We start from the raw sequence: 16,059 nt of genomic DNA, 5'->3' as shown, positions 1-16,059 counted from the left end.
ATCGCGTCAGACCCGGCGGCGGGAACGGTAACGAGCCTTGCGGGCTGCCGACCCGTCGTCGGGTCTGTGCTTGACGCGTGTCTCGCGGCGACCTGCTTTCCCGCCACCGTTCTTACTGCCTTCGAGCCTGCGCAGACGCTTGGGCCAGCCGGCCAACGCCGACGGCGGGACAGCGGCGTGCAGGGTGCTGATCATCGTCAGGGCCATCGAGTAGGTGTCGTCGGCGTCCAGGGCACGCTCGACGGCGATGGTGGCGAGGGCGCCCATGCCCGCTCGCCACGCGATGAAAGAGAGCAGAGACGCGGGCGCCGGGACCCGCAGCGGGTTGACGCGGCGAACCACGTCCGACCAGAGCGATACGTCCCGGTCCGCAGTACCGCTGCGGATCCACGCGTAGTCCCGGACCCGCACGGAGGTCATGAGGTAGCCGAGCCAGGCGACCTCGTCGTCGGTGAGGCGTCCACCGGCCCGGGCGGTGCGCTCGGCGTGCCGGATCGCTGCGCGGCCGGCGCGTACCAGCTCGACGTCATGCTTCGCCGGTCCGGCACCTTTCAGCTCCCGGAACCGGGACAGCGCTCGTGCATCCGCTGCGTCCATTGCTTGCCGCTCGTCGCCCGTGGCCGCGGCCAGCCTCTGCTCGAGCACCCCGCGGTTTGCCAGAGCGACCGCCCCCGCGAAGGTCGCTTCCGCCGCGAGCACGCTGTCCGGCGGGTCGCACGGCTTGCCCTCCGCCGGGCAGCAGGCCGGCTTGGTGCACAGGTAGGACCAGTAGCGCCCGTCAGCCACCCGGAACTCGTCGAGGATCCGCACACCCGCCCCGGTCAGCGCGCGGGCGAGATGCTGAACGGACGGCGTCACCCGCTCGCCGTCCCCGTACCCGATGATCGTGACGCCTTCGGGCTCCTGCTCTGCCACGACCGTGGCGAGGTGCAACACCGGGGCGCGTGCCTCGGTGTCGGGGACGCCGGCTTCCGGCAGGTCGATGCGGGCCGCGAAAGCCAGGCGGCTCTCCTTGACCGCGGCCACGACCAGGCTGTCCGACGGATGGAAACCGATCAGGTATGGAACCGCGGTGATCAACTCGGCCGGCGTGCGGACTTTGAGCTTCGTCATGCCGGGCAGCCTGGCCCAGAGCGCCCGGACGCCGCGTGCCGAATCGGCCGGCCTGTGGATAACTCCAAGATCATGACAGGCGGGAAGCCCTGATGTGGACAACCGGCGAGGAGTCCGCCGGGCCTGGCAGGCTGCCCGGGCAGAGGTGGCGCCGCCGGCTCCCGCCTACGCAGCCAACTCGATCTTTGTCCCGTGCGTCACGAGAGTCAGGAGCGGAATTGAAGTTCGTGCAGCTCCAGGCCGTCCTGCTGCCATTCGTGCGTGTGGCGGTCCAGGTCCATCGTCAGCTCGATCGACGACACGACGTCGTAGCCGGCCGCGTGCAGGCTGCGGATCGCGTCCACGTTCCTGGAGGCCGGCGAGATCGTGAGCGAGAGCATGTTGCGCTTCTTCGCTTCCTGCGCGACGTGGCGCAGCAGCTTGCGGCCCACACCCTTGTGGCGGTGCGAAGCCGTGACGACCACCGGCTCCACCTCACCGGCACGCCCCCGCATGATCAGCCCGACGAGCCCGATCACTCCGTCGTCCGCGTGGTCGGCGACCCAGAGCCCGCCCAGGTCCAACCGGGTGAGGTATTCCTCGAAGCCCGCGCCGCCGTCGTCCGAGGCGTCGCCGTACATCTGGTTGTGCTGAGCCGACAGCTCCGCCCACAGGCGGCGGCCGGAACTGTGATCGCTCGGCCGGTACGAACGCACAGCGACAGGTGTCATGCCGACATTTTGACTCCGATTGGGAGGCGCCGTAACCCGAAGTGGAAGATAAGGCGGTGGATCTGCCGTACCTACGCGCGCACCCGCAGCACCTCCCGACATTTCTCACGCACCAGCGGATACGTGAGACGCCTGTCGGAGGGGGTCACGTATGCACCGCATCGCGCCTGACCTTGGACGACGGCTTCTCGCTGTTCGCCAAGACCTGGCCCTCCGGCAGGCCGCCGGAACACTTCTTCGGCGCCGAGGCAGCCGGATTGTCGTGGCTTCGGGAGGCGGGCACGGTTCCGATTCCGGAGGTGTTCGTGGCGATGGACGAGATGCTCGCCCTCGAATGGGTGGAACCGGGCTCAGCCACGGCGGCCGCGGCGGAGCGCTTCGGGCGGGACCTCGCCGGCATGCATCGCGCCGGGGCCGACAGTTTCGGTGCGTCATGGCCTGGGTTCATCGGCCCGTTGCAGCAGGACAACACGCCCTCGGAGGGGCCGTGGGGCTCGTGGTTCGGCGAGCGGAGGCTGCGGCCGTACCTGAGGATGTCGGCGGATCAGGGCGCACTGTCACCGGACGATGTCGCGGCCGTCGACCGGATCATCGAGCGCATCGACTCGTACGGCGGGGACGAGCGGCCGGCGCGGTTGCACGGCGACCTGTGGCCGGGAAACGTGTTGTGGGCGGCGGACGGGCGCGCCTGGCTCGTCGACCCGGCCGCGCATGGTGGGCACCGGGAAACCGATCTGGCGCAGCTGGCGCTCTTCGGCGGAGCGCCGCACCTGGCGACCACCCTTTCGGCGTACGAGGAGGTGTGGCCGTTGAGCGAGGGGTGGCGGGACCGTGTCGCGTTGCATCAGCTGCACCTGTTGCTCGTGCACACGGCCGCGTTCGGAGCGGCGTACCGCGGGGCAGTGCGCTCGGCGGCGAACTCCGTTCTCGGAGGATAGGGCCTCCGCGGAGCCGCATGACATGCACCGCAGTACGGATCGGGCAGCGGCAATTGTCGTATCCAGGCGCTAGGTTCGAGCAGTGACCGAGCTTGCCGTACCTGCCGTTCCGCAGCCGGCGTCCGAGCACGGAGGCATGCCTGAGCTCCCGCCGTCCGTCCCGCACCGTCCGGGGCGCGGTGGGATGCTCACCGACCGCTTCGGGCGGGTGGCGACCGACCTCCGCGTCTCGCTGACCGACCGCTGCAACCTGCGGTGCACCTACTGCATGCCCGAGGAAGGGCTCGCGTGGATGCCGCAGGAGCAGCAGCTGACCGACGGCGAGGTCGGACGGCTCCTGCGGATCGCCGTGGAGCAGCTGGGCGTCACCGAGATCAGGTTCACGGGCGGCGAGCCGCTGATCAGGCGGGGCATGCTGGGCATCGTCGCCGCCGCAGCCGAGCTGCTCCCCCGTCCGAGGCTGTCGATCACCACCAACGGGATCGGGCTGGAGCGGCTGGCGCGCCCGCTGCGAGACGCCGGGCTCGATCGGGTCAACGTCTCGCTGGACACGTTGTCGCCGGCCCGGTTTCAGCAGCTCACGCACCGCGATCGGCACGCCGACGTGCTGAAGGGCCTGGCCGGCGCCGCGGAGGCCGGGCTCACCCCGGTGAAGATCAACACCGTGCTGATGCGGGGCATCAACGACGACGAGGCGCCGGCTCTCCTGCAGTTCGCGCTGGAACACGGGTACGAGCTGAGGTTCATCGAGCAGATGCCGTTGGATGCCCAGCACAAGTGGGACCGGCACGAGATGGTCACCGCGGCGGCGATCCTGGAGTCGCTGGAGCCGTACGGGTTGATGCCCGATCCGGTTTCACGTGGAACAGCGCCGGCCGAGACCTGGCTGGTGCCGGGGTACGTGGACGCTGCGGGGAACCCCGCGCGGGTCGGCGTCATCGGCAGTGTGACCAGGCCGTTCTGCGGGGACTGTGACCGTACGCGGCTGACGGCCGACGGCCAGGTGCGCAACTGCCTGTTCGCCACGGGGGAGTCGGACCTGCGCGGGCTCGTACGCGGCGACGCCTCCGACGAAGAGGTCGCCGACGCCTGGCGGGCGGCGATGTGGGGCAAGAAGGCCGGCCACGGGATCGATGACCCGTCCTTCCTCCAGCCTGTCCGCCCGATGTCGGCGATCGGGGGCTGAGCGGCATGCCTCAGATCCGATACTTCGCGGGCGCCCGCGCCGCAGCCGGGGGTGTACGCGAGGAAGCCGCCGACGCGACGTCAGTGGACGAGCTGGTGGCCGAGTTGACCGCCCGGCACGGGGAACGACTCGCCGTCGTCCTCAAGGCCGCGAGTTTCCTCGTCGACGGCCTCGCCTGCCATGATCGACAAGCGGCGCTGCCCGCCGGGGCGACGGTCGACGTCCTGCCGCCCTTTGCCGGAGGCTGAGCTTGTTCGGGCTAGTCGCGCTGGTCTTCGTCGTCATCGGCCTGATTCATCTCTACCTGTGGAAACGCCTCGTCCGGGACCCCTTCGGCAGAGGCCGCGCCTCCCGCATCGGCGCCGCCGCGGCGGTCGTGCTCGCGCTGCTGATCCCTGCCACCTTGATCGGTACGCGCGCCGGCTTCGCGAAGTGGCTCGCCTGGCCGGGCTACCTGTGGCTGGCGTTGATGTTCTATCTGCTTGTCGTACTCGCCGTGCTGGAGATTCCGCGCCTGATCGCGAACCTGTGGCTGCGGGCCCGGGCGAAGCGGACCGTGCCTGCCGATGGCGGTGCTGATGTCTCGGGTCATCGCGGGACCGAGGGCGACGGGGACGCGCGCCTCGGCGACGTGCCGCGGGCTGCAACGGCTGCCACATCGGGAGCAGTAGCTGCGACCGCTGCAACCACGACGGCGGAGAGTGCGACGACCGGGACCGCTACGGGCGGAACCGCGACGGACGGAAGCACTACGGGCGGAGCCGCGACGGGCCGAGGTGCTGCGGGCGAGGGTGCTGCGACAGCCGATGATTCGGGCGTTCCTGCCGGCTCCGAGACCTCGGCCGCGGGAGCGGAGCGGCAACCGGGCGTGGACCGGCGGCTCGTGCTCGCCCGCGGTGCCGCGATCTTCGCCGGCCTCACTGCCGCCGGCATCACCGGGTACGGCGTCAAGACCGCGCTCGGTGGCCCGCGCCTGGACCGCGTCCAGATCCCGATCGCGAAGCTCCCACGGGCGATGGACGGCACGCGGCTGGCCGTGGTGTCCGACATCCATCTCGGGCCGCTGACCGGCGTACGGCACACCCAGCGGATCGTCGACCTCATCAACTCCGTCGACGCCGACGTCGTGTGCGTGGTCGGCGACCTCGTGGACGGGAGCGTCGCCGAGCTGGGGCGGGCCGCCGCTCCGCTAGCCGGGATCCGTTCGCGGCGGGGGGCGTACTTCGTCACCGGGAACCACGAGTACTACTCGGGGTACAAGCAGTGGGTGGACGAGGTGGCGCGGCTGGGGATGCGGCCGTTGCGCAACGAGCGGCTGGAGCTCGACGGGCTGGACCTGGCGGGTGTGAACGACCTGGGTGGGACGGAGTTCGGCGACGGGCCCGACTACGAGCGGGCGCTCGGCAACCGCGACACCGGCCGGCCGGTCGTGCTGATGGCCCACCAGCCCGTGGTCGCGCGCCACGTCTCCGAGTACGGGGTCGACCTGCAGGTCTCCGGGCACACCCACGGCGGGCAGATGGTGCCCTTCAACCTTCTCGTCAAGCTGGAGCAGCCGGTCGTGAGCGGCTACGGCAAGGTCGACGGGGTGCCGGTGTACGTGACGAACGGCGCCGGGTTCTGGGGGCCGCCGGTCCGGGTCGGCGCGCCCCCACAGGTCACCCTCATCGAACTCCGCACGCCCTGACCGAGGACGCCCCAGCCCTGACCCAGGACGCCCCAGGCCCGGCCGAGGACGCCCCAGCTCTGACCCAGGACGCCCCAGCCCCGGCCGAGGACGCTGCAACCCCTGACCAGGACACCGCACGCTTCACCCATGCCACCCCCTGACCGAGGACGCCCCGCGCCGGTCGAAGACTCCGCACGCGGCGAGGACGCCGCACGTCACACAACCCCGGCATGGCTGCGACCCGGCCGTTCCGCGTACCCCTTGGAAGTGAATCTTGCGCCGTTCCACCGAGCCACGATCATCACCTCCGCACGATTCAATCGTGGATCGGTTATGTCACTTCGCGCGTGGCGGCTTCATGCGTGCCGCGCCGTCGTGACAGGATGCAGCGTGCCCTCGGACAGCGCAGGGTCCTCGGTTGCCGCGGACACGGACGTCGCGCCGTTGCGGTTTGCCGGCGACGGCGGTGACACGGTGACCACCCGCGGCCGGACCGCGAACCGCACCGCAGCTGCGACCGGAACGGTGACGTCGTGACTGAGCCTGTCACCGCCACCCCCCACCTCGACACCTACGTCGCGGACCTGCACATCCACTCCCGCTACTCCCGCGCCTGCAGCCGTGACCTCACCCTGCCGAACCTTGCCTGGTGGGCCCGCCGCAAGGGCATCGCCGTCCTCGGCACCGGCGACTTCACCCATCCGGCCTGGTTCGATCACCTCCGCGAGGCCCTTCGTCCCGCCTCGGAACCCGGCCTTTTCCGCCTCACCCCCGAGGCCGAGAAGGACGTCACCCGCCGCCTCCCCGGCTCTCTCCAGGCGAGCGCTCCGGCGCGGTTCATGCTCAGCGTCGAGATTTCGACGATCTACAAGCGGGACGACCGTACGCGCAAGGTGCATCACCTGATCTACATGCCCGACCTGGAGGCCGCCGGACGGTTCAATGCGGCGCTCGGCCGGATCGGGAACCTCACCGCCGACGGGCGGCCGATTCTCGGGCTGGATTCGCGGGATCTGCTCGAGATCGTGCTGGAGGCCAGTCCCGACGGCTATCTCGTGCCGGCGCACATCTGGACGCCGTGGTTCTCCACGCTCGGCTCGAAGTCCGGGTTCGATGCGATTGCCGACTGCTACGCCGACCTGGCCGGGCACATCACCGCGGTCGAGACCGGGTTGTCGTCCGATCCGGAGATGAACTGGCGGGTGTCGAGCCTGGACCGGTACCGGCTGGTCTCGAATTCCGACGCGCATTCCCCGGGTGCGCTCGCCCGGGAGGCGACGCTTTTCTCCGGTACGCCCGACTACTTCGCCGTGAAGGACGGGCGGACCCTCGCGGGGACGATCGAGTTCTTCCCGGAGGAGGGCAAGTATCACGCCGACGGGCATCGGGCATGCGGGGTGAACTGGGAGCCTGCCCGTACGCGGGAGGCCGGTGGGCGGTGCCCGGAGTGCGGCAAGCCGTTGACCGTCGGGGTGTTGAGCCGGGTCGAGGACCTGGCCGACCGGGAGGTCGGTGCGCCGCGTGAGCAGTCCGTGGAGCATCTGATCCAGCTCGCCGAGATCCTCGGGGAGATCAACGGGGTGGGTCCGAAGTCGAAGACCGTCGACGGCCAGCTCCACCATCTCGTCGCGAATCTCGGCTCTGAACTGGACATTCTGCGGACGGTGCCGGTCGACGAGATCGGGCGGCACGGCGGGGAGAACCTGCGGGAGGCGATCACCCGGCTGCGACGCGGTGCGGTGCGGCGGGTTGCCGGATACGACGGGGAGTACGGCGTCATCACGCTGTTCGAGCCCGGCGAGCTTCGTACGAAGCAGAGCGCCCCGCAGGCCGAGACGCTGTTCGACATCGCGCCCGTGCCCGTGCCGCAGCAGCGGCGCAGTGAGCCGGCGGTCGGGCGCGCCACCGTGCCCAAGGCGAAGGAGCCGGTCCGCAAGACCGTGCCGCCCATTCCTCCGCCGCCGTCGCCGCACGAGCCGTTCGAGCCGATGCTGGCCGGCATGGAGGAGGTCGGCACCGGGCTGCTCGACCGCCTCGACGCCATGCAGCGGGTGGCCGCGTCCGCGCCGGGCGGGCCGCTGCTGATCGTGGCGGGTCCGGGCACCGGCAAGACGCGGACGTTGACGCACCGGATCGCGTACCTGTGTGCGGAGATGAACGTGTTCCCGCACCGCTGCCTGGCGATCACCTTCACCCGCCGAGCCGCCGAGGAGATGCGGGCGCGGCTCGACGCGCTGATGGGTGACGCCGCCGAGGACATCACGGTCGGTACGTTCCACGCCGTCGGCCTGACGATCCTGAAGGAGAACGCGAAGGCCGCCGGGCTGGGCGCGGGCTGGCGGATCGCGGACGACGCCGAGCGGGCCGCCGCGCGGGAGCAGGCCGGCGACGACGACGCCTCGTACACGAAGCTCTTGCGCCAGCAGGACCTGGTCGACCTGGACGATCTGCTGACGCTTCCGGTCGCGCTGCTGCGCGACGACCCGGCGCTGGTGGACCGGTACCGGCGGCAGTGGCAGTGGATCTTCGTGGACGAGTACCAGGACGTCGACGACACCCAGTACGAGCTGCTGCGGCTGCTCAGCCCGGCGGACGGCAACCTGTGCGCGATCGGGGACCCCGACCAGGCGATCTATTCGTTCCGCGGCGCCGACGTGGGGTACTTCCTGCGGTTCGCCGAGGACTTCACCGACGCGCGGCTGGTCCGGTTGACCCGGAACTACCGCTCGTCCGCGCCGATCCTCGCGGCCGCCGTGCAGGCGATCGCGCCGAGTTCGCTGGTGAGCGGGCGGCGGCTGGACCCGGCCCGGGTGAATCCCGAGTCGCCGCTCATCGGCCGGTACTTCGCGGCCAGCGTGGCGGACGAGGCTGACTTCGTCGTGCGTACGGTCGACGAGCTGGTCGGCGGGCTCTCCCACCGGTCTCTCGACTCCGGGCGCGTCGACTCCCGGGCGGTCGCGCCGGGCACGCTGTCCTTCTCGGACATCGCGGTGCTGTACCGGACGGACTCGCAGGCGCAGGCCGTGGTGGACGCGCTGTCGCGGGCGGGCGTACCGGTGCAGAAGCGGTCGCACAACCGCCTGCGGGACCGGCCCGGCGTGCAGGTCATCGCGCGCGAGCTGCGGCACGCGGACGCGCCCGGCGGGTCGCTGCCGGCGCGGGTCAGGGTGAGCGCGCAGATCCTCGCCCAGCGGTACGCGGCCCCCACGCTGGACGCCGAGCAGCTGGCCCCGGAGGACATCTGGACCGCGGCGGACCTGCTCATGCCGCTGGCCCAGCGGATCGGTGACGACCTGCCGCGCTTCCTCCAGGAGATCGCGACGGGCGCCGAGGTGGACGCGCTCGATCCGCGCGCGGAGGCCGTCAACCTGCTCACGCTGCACGCGGCGAAGGGCCTCGAGTTCCCGGTCGTGTTCCTCGTGGGATGCGAGGACGGGCTGCTGCCGCTGCGCTGGCCGGGCGGCACGCCGACCGACGAGGAGACCGCGGAGGAACGCCGGCTGTTCTTCGTGGGCCTGACCCGCGCGCAGGACCGCCTCTACGTGAGCCACGCGGCGCGGCGGTTCCGGCACGGCACCGAACGGGAGCAGTCGCCGACGCCGTTCCTGGAGGCGATCGACGCCGGACTGTTCGAGCGCATGGGCGACGCCGTCCCGGCCCGCCCCAAGGACCGCCAGCTCCGGCTCCTCTGAAACACCGGCCGCACGTCTCCACAACGCCGGCCGCGGCGTTCCGGCAGCGTCAGCCGCGGCGTCCCGCAGCGCCGGCCGGCGCTTCTTCACAGCGTAAGCGCGAGGAGCGCGCCGGCGAGCAGCGCGGGTCCGAACGGCAGGGCGGTGCGCCGGCCCGCCCGACGGGACGCCAGCAGCGCCAGCGCGACCGGTCCGTTGATCAAATGCGGCGTGAGCAGCCCGACGGCCGTCGCCGGCCAGCCGGCGAAGCCGAGGACGAAACCCAGGACCGTCGCCAGCTTCACGTCGCCCAGGCCCAGGCCGCGGCCCGGCAGCAGAGCGATGATCAAGTACGCCGCGGCGCTGAGCCCCGCCGCCACGCCCGCCCGCCCGAGCCGCCCGGGCTCCCCGGCGAGCAGCGCCGCCGCGGCCAGAGGCGGCACCGTGACACCCGCGAGCGCGGCCACGAGGCGGTCGGGCAGGCGCAGGCACCGGATGTCGATCACGGCGAGCAGCACCCCGAGGACCGTGGCCGGAAGCACGACGAGCAGCAGCGGTGACGGGCCGATCGCGGCGCCCAGCAGGCCCGCGGCGAGTGCCCCGGCGGCGACTGTCCACACCGGCGCCCCGGCACAGGAACATGCCGCTCCCACCCGTACCCAATCCGTGAAGGGTGTGTCGCAGTGAGCGCAAGCCGCGCGGGCCGGGGTTCCCCGCGGCACGGCCAGGCGGTGCGCGACGCGCGGCACGAAGGCCGCCGCGGCAGCGCCGAAGACCGCCGAGCACAGGACGAGCCAGAGGGACATGGGCAGGAACGGTATCCGCCGGATGCGGGCCCGGCGCGTCTTGTTGCCGACAGTTGCGGCGGTGTCCCCGGCTGTCACCGCGTTGAGACCATGGTCGGCGCGATTCCGGGAGGGATCGCGTCAGAGGTCCACGCTACGGTTGCCTCAGCGAACCCCGCCTGGAGGAAATCCGATGTCGCAGAACGGCCCGTACCCCGGCCAGGGCTGGTCGGCCGGGGGTTCGCAGGGCGCCGAGGAGCCGTATACGGAGCCGGCCGACCCGTGGGGCGAGGCCGCGACGCATCCGGCGCCGGAGTCCGCGTGGGGTGGCCAGCCGATGTCCGTGCCGCCGCACGAGCCGGGATACACGCCACCGCCGTATCAGTCCGCGCCGCTGAACACGCCGCCGCCCGCGTGGCACCAGCCGCCGGTCCCGCTGCCGCCGAAGCGCCGCAACGGACCGATCGTGGCCCTGCTGGTCATGCTCGGGCTGCTGGTCTGCGGTGGGTTGGGCACGACCGCGGTGCTGCTGTCGCGGTCCGGCACGCCGGACGCGAACGGGACGCGTGGCCCGGTGACCCCGACCACGCGGGTGACCAACGACGTGGCCGTCCCGGAGCCGCAGACGAGCGAGGGCGCCCGGTTCGTGAAGCAGGGCCAGTGCGTGCGCAACGAGGGCAACGCCGACGACAGTCCCGACCTGAAGATCGTGTCGTGCGCCAGCGGGACGTACGAGGTGCTCAAGCGGGTCGACGGCCGGACGACAGGCGAGGCGGACGCGGAGAGCAAGTGCGGCAAGGTGGCCAAGTACACCAAGTGGTACTTCTACGACAGCGAGCTGGACAGCCTCGACTTCGTGCTCTGCCTTCGCGAGTATGGAGGCAACTAGCGTCATCTAGGGATATCCCTAGAGAGTGCTATAGGCGCCTCGAATAGCCGACTCTAGCTTTCAGGCTAGACAGCCCGATACGGTGCTATCCGTGGATCCGGTGCGGAACCCGTACGCTCCCGGCGCCGGCCAGCGCCCACCCGAGCTGGCCGGGCGCGGTCGCGAGCTGGACGCGTTCGACGTCGTCCTGGAGCGGGTGGCCCGGGGCCGGCCCGAACGCAGCCTCGTCCTGACCGGGCTGCGCGGGGTGGGGAAGACCGTCCTGCTCAACACGCTGCGGTCGGCGGCGATCGGCCGCCTGTGGGGCACCGGCAAGATCGAGGCCCGGCCCGACCAGTCACTGCGGCGCCCGGTGTCGGCCGCGCTGCACATGGCCATCCGCGAGCTGACCCCGCACCACCGCAACCCCGAGCGGGTCGACGAGGTGCTCGGCGTGCTCAAGGCCTTCGCGCTGCGGGCCAACGACGCCGGCGCGAAGCTCCGGGACCGCTGGACGCCCGGGATCGACGTGCCGCCGGCGCGCGGCCGGGCCGACTCCGGCGACATCGAGATCGACCTGGTCGAGCTCTTCACCGACGTGGCGTCGCTGGCCACCGACGTGGGCACCGGCATCGCGCTGTTCATCGATGAGATGCAGGACCTCGGGCCGGCCGACGTGTCCGCGCTCTGCGCCGCCTGCCACGAGCTGTCGCAGCTGGGCGCCCCGCTGATCGTGGTCGGCGCCGGCCTGCCGCACCTGCCCGCGGTGCTGTCGGCGGCGAAGTCGTACTCCGAACGGCTCTTCCGCTACCAGCGCATCGACCGGCTCGACCGGATCGCGGCCGACCTCGCGCTGGGCGCGCCCGCGGCCCGCGAGGACGTCGAGTACGAGCCCAAGGCACTGGACCTGCTCTACGAGAAGTCCGGCGGCTACCCGTACTTCGTGCAGGCGTACGGGAAGGCCACCTGGGACCACGCGCCGGCCTCGCCGATCACCGCGGAGGACGTCCGGGTGGCGGCCCCGGAGGCGGAGGCCGAGCTGGCGGTGGGCTTCTTCGGCTCCCGGTTCGAGCGGGCCACCCCGGCCGAGCGCGAGTACATGCGGGCCATGGCGGCGCTCTCCGGCGAGTCCGGCAACGACATGGACGCCGCCGTACCCACCTCGGAGATCGCCGCGGCGCTGTCCCGGCGGCCGGCCAGCCTGTCACCGGCCCGCGACGCGCTGATCAAGAAAGGGCTGATCTACTCGGGCGAGCGGGGCACGGTGGCGTTCACCGTGCCCCATTTCGGGCGCTACCTGCGTACCCAGCCGTAGTTGGCCGGTGGACATCGGCCCACGCGGGTATAACGAGGCTATGAAGCCCGTACGTGCCGCCGCCCGCGCCATGCTCGGTGCCATCTTCGTCGTCAGCGGAGCTCGCATCGTGCTCAACCCCGACTCCAAGGTCCCCGCCGCGAAGCGGGTGACCGACAAGGTCGCACCGATGATCGAGAGGATGGACCCGCGGCTGCCCAGCGACGCCCGGGCCCTCGTCCAGCTCAAGGCGGGCGCCGACGTGGCCGCCGGGCTGCTCCTGGCCACCGGCCGCCTCACCCGTCCGGCCGCCGTGGTGCTCGCCGCCGGACTGGTGCCGACGACCTTCGCCGGGCACCCGTTCTGGGCGTACCCGAAGGAGGAGCGCGCTCAGCACGAGACGCACTTCCTGAAGAACCTCGGGTTGCTCGGCGGGCTGCTGCTCGCGGCGGCCGACACGCAGGGCAAGCCCGGCCTGAAGTACCGGACCAGCCACGCGCTGGACCGCTCGCAGCGCTCGGTCAGCCGCGCCGTCGACCGGTCGACGCGATCGGCGCGCCGCGCGGTGCGCACCGCCAAGCGCGACGCGAAGATCGCCGCCGCCTCCGCCGCGGTCGCCCGTCGGCTCCCGGGCTGATCTTCACGGCGGGCCGCTGACCTGCGGCGTCCTGTCGGGCTGATCGGCACGGCAGGGCGCTGACCTGCGGTGCGTCGACTCCCGTGACGCAATCACCAAACCGGCCGTCCCGCCGTTAAGCGCATCGGAGCGCCTTGGACGAGCCACGGGAGGTCGGGCATGCCCGCGATGCGGACACCGGCACGCCCGGGGACGGCACGGTCCGTGGTGGTCACCCTGGTGTGCGTCGGCGTCCTGGCCGCGATGACCACGATCGCCCAGCGGTACGGGTTCAGCACCCTGGACCTGGACCGCGCGGCGGCCGGCAGCTGGCTGGGCGGCGACGGGCTGTACGCGTACCGGTCGCCGGTGAGCCACCTGGGCACCGCCCTGCCCCCGCCCGCGGCCGTGCTGACCGCCCCCGCCGCCTTCCTGCCGCTCGCGGTCGCCGGCTGGGCGCTCGCGCTGGCCGGGCTGGCCGCGCTCGGGCTGGCCCTGGTCGCGCTCGCCGGCCCGGTCGCCCGCCGGTACGGCCGGAGGCGCTGGCCGGTGGTGCTCGCCGTGGGCGCCCTGGCCCTGACGATCGAGCCGGTACGGGCCTCCCTCGGCCTGGGCACCCTGGACCTGGTGGCGTTCGGGCTGGTCACCGCCGACATCGTGGCGCTGCGCCGCGGGGCCTGGGCGCGCAGCCGGGAGCTGTGGTGGCCCGGGCACCGGCCCTTCGCCGGGTCGCCGCTGCACCGCCTGCGCGCCACCGGCGGCTGGGCCGGGGTGGGGGTGGGGCTGGCGACCGCGCTGACGGTCGGCCCGGCGTTCTTCATCGCGTACCTGATGCTGACCCGGCAGTGGCGACCGGCGGTGACCGCGCTGGCGACGACGGCGGCGGCCGCGACGGCGGCGGTGCTGGTCACCCCGCACGAGAGCGCCGCCTGGTTCGGCGAGGTGCTGTGGCGCCTCGACCGCACCGGGCCCGTCGACGCGCCGGGCAACCAGTCGCTCGGCGGCGTGTTCGCGCGGCTGTACGACTCGGCGAGCACACCGCTGCTGGTCTGGCTCTCGTTCGCCATGCTGCTCGTCGCGGTCGGCCTGATCCGGGCCCGCTCGGCGCACGCGGACGGCGACGAGGTCACGGCGTTCACGCTGGTCGGGCTCACCGCCGCCGGGACGGGCCCGGTGACCGGCACGCACGAGGTGCTGTGGATGCTCCCCGCGATGCTGGTGCTCGTCGACACCGCGGCGCGGCGACGGGCGGAGGCACGCGGCGCGCTACCGGGGCGCCCCCGCTTTCCCGGGGCGGGCCTGGCGACTGCCGCCGGGCTCACGTACCTGCTGCTCGTGCTCGCTCCGATGTGGAGCCTGACCGACGCGTTCTCACGCAACTCCTACGCGCTCGCCATGATCGTGCTGGTGAACGCGCTGCCGTGGCGGCCCGCCGCGGCGCCGGCCTTCCCGGTGAACCGGTGGCAGAACCGGCGCCCGGCCACGGCCACGATCCCGCCACCGCGGGAACCGCTGGTCAGGGGCAGTTGACCCATTCCTCGGCGCCGTCGGTGAAGACCTGGCGCTTCCAGATCGGCAGCCGGGCCTTGGCCTCGTCGACCAGCCGCGCGCACGCCGCGAACGCCGCCGCCCGGTGCGCGGTGCTGACCGCGGCGACCAGGGCCACGTCGCCGATCTGCAGGGTGCCGACGCGGTGCGAGACGGCCACCGCGTACACGTCCGGGTCGGCGGCGATCTCCTCGGCCACCTCCCGGATCACCGCGGCCGCGGTCGGGTGACCCTCGTACTCCAGCAGCGTGACGCCCCGGCCGCCGTCGTGGTCGCGGACGACGCCCTGGAACGACACGACCGCCCCGGCGCGCGGGTCGGCGACCGCCTTCTCGTGCGCGGCGAGGTCCAGGGCGACGTCGCCCACCTCGGCGATACGGACGCTCTCGGTCATGGTCGCTCTCCGATGAACAAACGATGGGCGCTCTCGGTCACGAGCGGTCCCCGGAATACAGCGGAAGGGGCAGGAAGGGTACGAGGTCACCGGCCGCGGCTCCTCCGGCTTCGGCATGGCCGGCGGGGCGTACGACGACGAAGCCGTGGGACCGGGCGAGCCCGCGCAGCATCGACGAGCCGACGTGGCCGGCCGGCGTGGCCCGGCGCCCGTCGGCGTCCAGGGCGGCCAGGGCGAGGTGGGTGAAGCCGCCCCGGCCCGGCACGGGTGCGGTCAGCTCGACCCGGGGCAGCGCCGGCAGGTCGCGCCCGTGCAGGCCGGCCAGCAGCGGCGCCACCAGCGACACCAGGGCGATGACCGCGGACTGCGGGTTGCCCGGCAGCCCGGCGAGGAACTTCGGGCCGCCCGGTCCCGGTACGCGTGCGAGCAGCATGGGGAAGCCCGGCCGGACGGCCACGGTGTTCACCACGTACTCGGCGTTGAGGCGGGACAGGGCGGGGTGCAGGTGGTCGACCGGCCCGTGCATCGTGCCGCCGGTCGTGCAGACCACGTCCGCCATGGCAAGGCCCCGCTCGATCGCCTGGACGTGCGCCTCGAGGGTGTCCTGCACCGGCCCCTGGACGGCGGCGGGGTCGACGGCGGCCCCGTACCGGCGCAGCCAGGCCGGGACGAGAGGGCTCAGCGAGTCACGGACGCGCCCGTCGCCCGGTGGCCCGCTGGTCAGCAGCTCGTCGCCGAAGACGAGCAGCGCGGCGCGCGGCTGGGGCCGTACGGGAATCGTGTCGTAGCCGCAGGTGGCGGCCATGCCGAGCACAGCGGGGTCGACCGGCGTCCCGGCCGGCAGCAGCTCCTCGCCACGCCGCGCCTCGTCGCCGGGCAGGCGCCACTCCGGCTGCGGCCGGGGCGCGCCACTGACCAGGCCCTGCGCGTCCCGCGTCGATTCCTCGACCCGGATCACCGCCGCGGTGCCGGCCGGGACCATCGCGCCGGTGGCGATCTCGACGCACGTGCCGTCCTCGGCGAGCGGCTCCGCGGTGTTGCCGGCCAGCACCCGGCCCACCGGCCGCCAGGGACCGGCGCCGCGCACCGCCCAGCCGTCGATGCTCGAGGTGGGGAAGGCCGGCAGATCGGTGACGGCGACGAGGGGCTCGGCGAGCGTACGGCCGTCCGCCCCGGTCAGCGGCACCTGCTCCATCGGCCCCGCGGCCGCCCGGCCGGCCTCGTACGCCAGGCTGCGGGCCTTGTCCCAGTCGACGGGCATGCTGTC

14 protein-coding genes are annotated in these 16,059 nt (G+C 72.6%); 9 read left to right on the top strand and 5 right to left on the bottom strand.

The features are described 5' to 3' along the window. Nucleotides 1-6: 6 nt before the first annotated feature. Both COUCH_RS01305 and COUCH_RS01300 read right to left on the bottom strand, forming a co-directional pair. Nucleotides 7-1,113 (bottom strand): DUF4192 domain-containing protein, encoded by a 1,107-nt coding sequence (locus tag COUCH_RS01305; RefSeq protein WP_249610288.1) that lies wholly within the window; start codon nt 1,111-1,113, stop codon nt 7-9. A 206-nt stretch (nt 1,114-1,319) separates the two neighbouring features. After that, a complete protein-coding gene (locus COUCH_RS01300; protein WP_249610287.1) occupies nt 1,320-1,823 on the bottom strand; it encodes a GNAT family N-acetyltransferase in 504 nt (167 codons plus the stop codon). A 56-nt stretch (nt 1,824-1,879) separates the two neighbouring features. On the opposite strand from COUCH_RS01300, the gene COUCH_RS01295 reads away from it, so the two are divergent. From COUCH_RS01295 to COUCH_RS01275, 5 genes are all read left to right on the top strand, one after another. Then, a complete protein-coding gene (locus tag COUCH_RS01295) occupies nt 1,880-2,761 on the top strand; it encodes a fructosamine kinase family protein (RefSeq protein WP_249610286.1) in 882 nt (293 codons plus the stop codon). Nucleotides 2,762-2,897: 136 nt separating this feature from the next. Then, entirely contained in the window at nt 2,898-3,947 is a 1,050-nt protein-coding gene (moaA, locus tag COUCH_RS01290; RefSeq protein WP_249610285.1) for a GTP 3',8-cyclase MoaA, read from the top strand. Nucleotides 3,948-3,952: 5 nt separating this feature from the next. Then, on the top strand, nt 3,953-4,195 hold the full coding sequence (locus tag COUCH_RS01285) for a MoaD/ThiS family protein (RefSeq protein ID WP_249610284.1): 243 nt from the start codon (nt 3,953-3,955) through the stop codon (nt 4,193-4,195). Nucleotides 4,196-4,416: 221 nt separating this feature from the next. Next, on the top strand, nt 4,417-5,634 hold the full coding sequence (locus COUCH_RS01280; RefSeq protein WP_430640952.1) for a metallophosphoesterase: 1,218 nt from the start codon (nt 4,417-4,419) through the stop codon (nt 5,632-5,634). A 515-nt stretch (nt 5,635-6,149) separates the two neighbouring features. After that, nucleotides 6,150-9,308, top strand: coding sequence for a UvrD-helicase domain-containing protein (locus COUCH_RS01275; protein ID WP_249610283.1), 3,159 nt, complete (start codon nt 6,150-6,152; stop codon nt 9,306-9,308). An 86-nt stretch (nt 9,309-9,394) separates the two neighbouring features. Here the strand turns inward: COUCH_RS01275 and COUCH_RS01270 are convergent, their stop codons facing one another. Beyond that, on the bottom strand, nt 9,395-10,093 hold the full coding sequence (locus COUCH_RS01270; RefSeq protein ID WP_249610282.1) for a prepilin peptidase: 699 nt from the start codon (nt 10,091-10,093) through the stop codon (nt 9,395-9,397). 172 nt (nt 10,094-10,265) lie between these two features. Here COUCH_RS01270 and COUCH_RS01265 point away from each other — a divergent pair, with 172 nt between their 5' ends. From COUCH_RS01265 to COUCH_RS01250, 4 genes are all read left to right on the top strand, one after another. After that, the gene (locus COUCH_RS01265; RefSeq protein WP_249610281.1) at nt 10,266-10,961 is read left to right on the top strand and encodes an LppU/SCO3897 family protein; all 696 of its coding nucleotides are present in this window, start codon (nt 10,266-10,268) and stop codon (nt 10,959-10,961) included. A 91-nt stretch (nt 10,962-11,052) separates the two neighbouring features. Next, a complete protein-coding gene (locus COUCH_RS01260; RefSeq protein WP_249610280.1) occupies nt 11,053-12,255 on the top strand; it encodes an ATP-binding protein in 1,203 nt (400 codons plus the stop codon). A 40-nt stretch (nt 12,256-12,295) separates the two neighbouring features. Then, on the top strand, nt 12,296-12,871 hold the full coding sequence (locus COUCH_RS01255; RefSeq protein WP_249610279.1) for a DoxX family protein: 576 nt from the start codon (nt 12,296-12,298) through the stop codon (nt 12,869-12,871). A gap of 204 nt (nt 12,872-13,075) precedes the next feature. Then, a complete protein-coding gene (locus COUCH_RS01250; RefSeq protein ID WP_249610278.1) occupies nt 13,076-14,380 on the top strand; it encodes a glycosyltransferase 87 family protein in 1,305 nt (434 codons plus the stop codon). Here the strand turns inward: COUCH_RS01250 and COUCH_RS01245 are convergent. Next, nucleotides 14,367-14,792, bottom strand: coding sequence for a molybdenum cofactor biosynthesis protein MoaE (locus COUCH_RS01245; RefSeq protein ID WP_249610277.1), 426 nt, complete (start codon nt 14,790-14,792; stop codon nt 14,367-14,369). The genes COUCH_RS01250 and COUCH_RS01245 overlap by 14 nt on opposite strands. Nucleotides 14,793-14,829: 37 nt before the next feature. Then, on the bottom strand, nt 14,830-16,053 hold the full coding sequence (locus COUCH_RS01240; protein ID WP_249613514.1) for a molybdopterin molybdotransferase MoeA: 1,224 nt from the start codon (nt 16,051-16,053) through the stop codon (nt 14,830-14,832). Nucleotides 16,054-16,059 lie beyond the last annotated feature (6 nt).

The sequence above is a fragment of the Couchioplanes caeruleus genome (genome assembly GCF_023499255.1).
Classification (GTDB): domain Bacteria; phylum Actinomycetota; class Actinomycetes; order Mycobacteriales; family Micromonosporaceae; genus Actinoplanes; species Actinoplanes caeruleus_A.
This window is presented reverse-complemented; position numbering and strand designations above follow the sequence as displayed.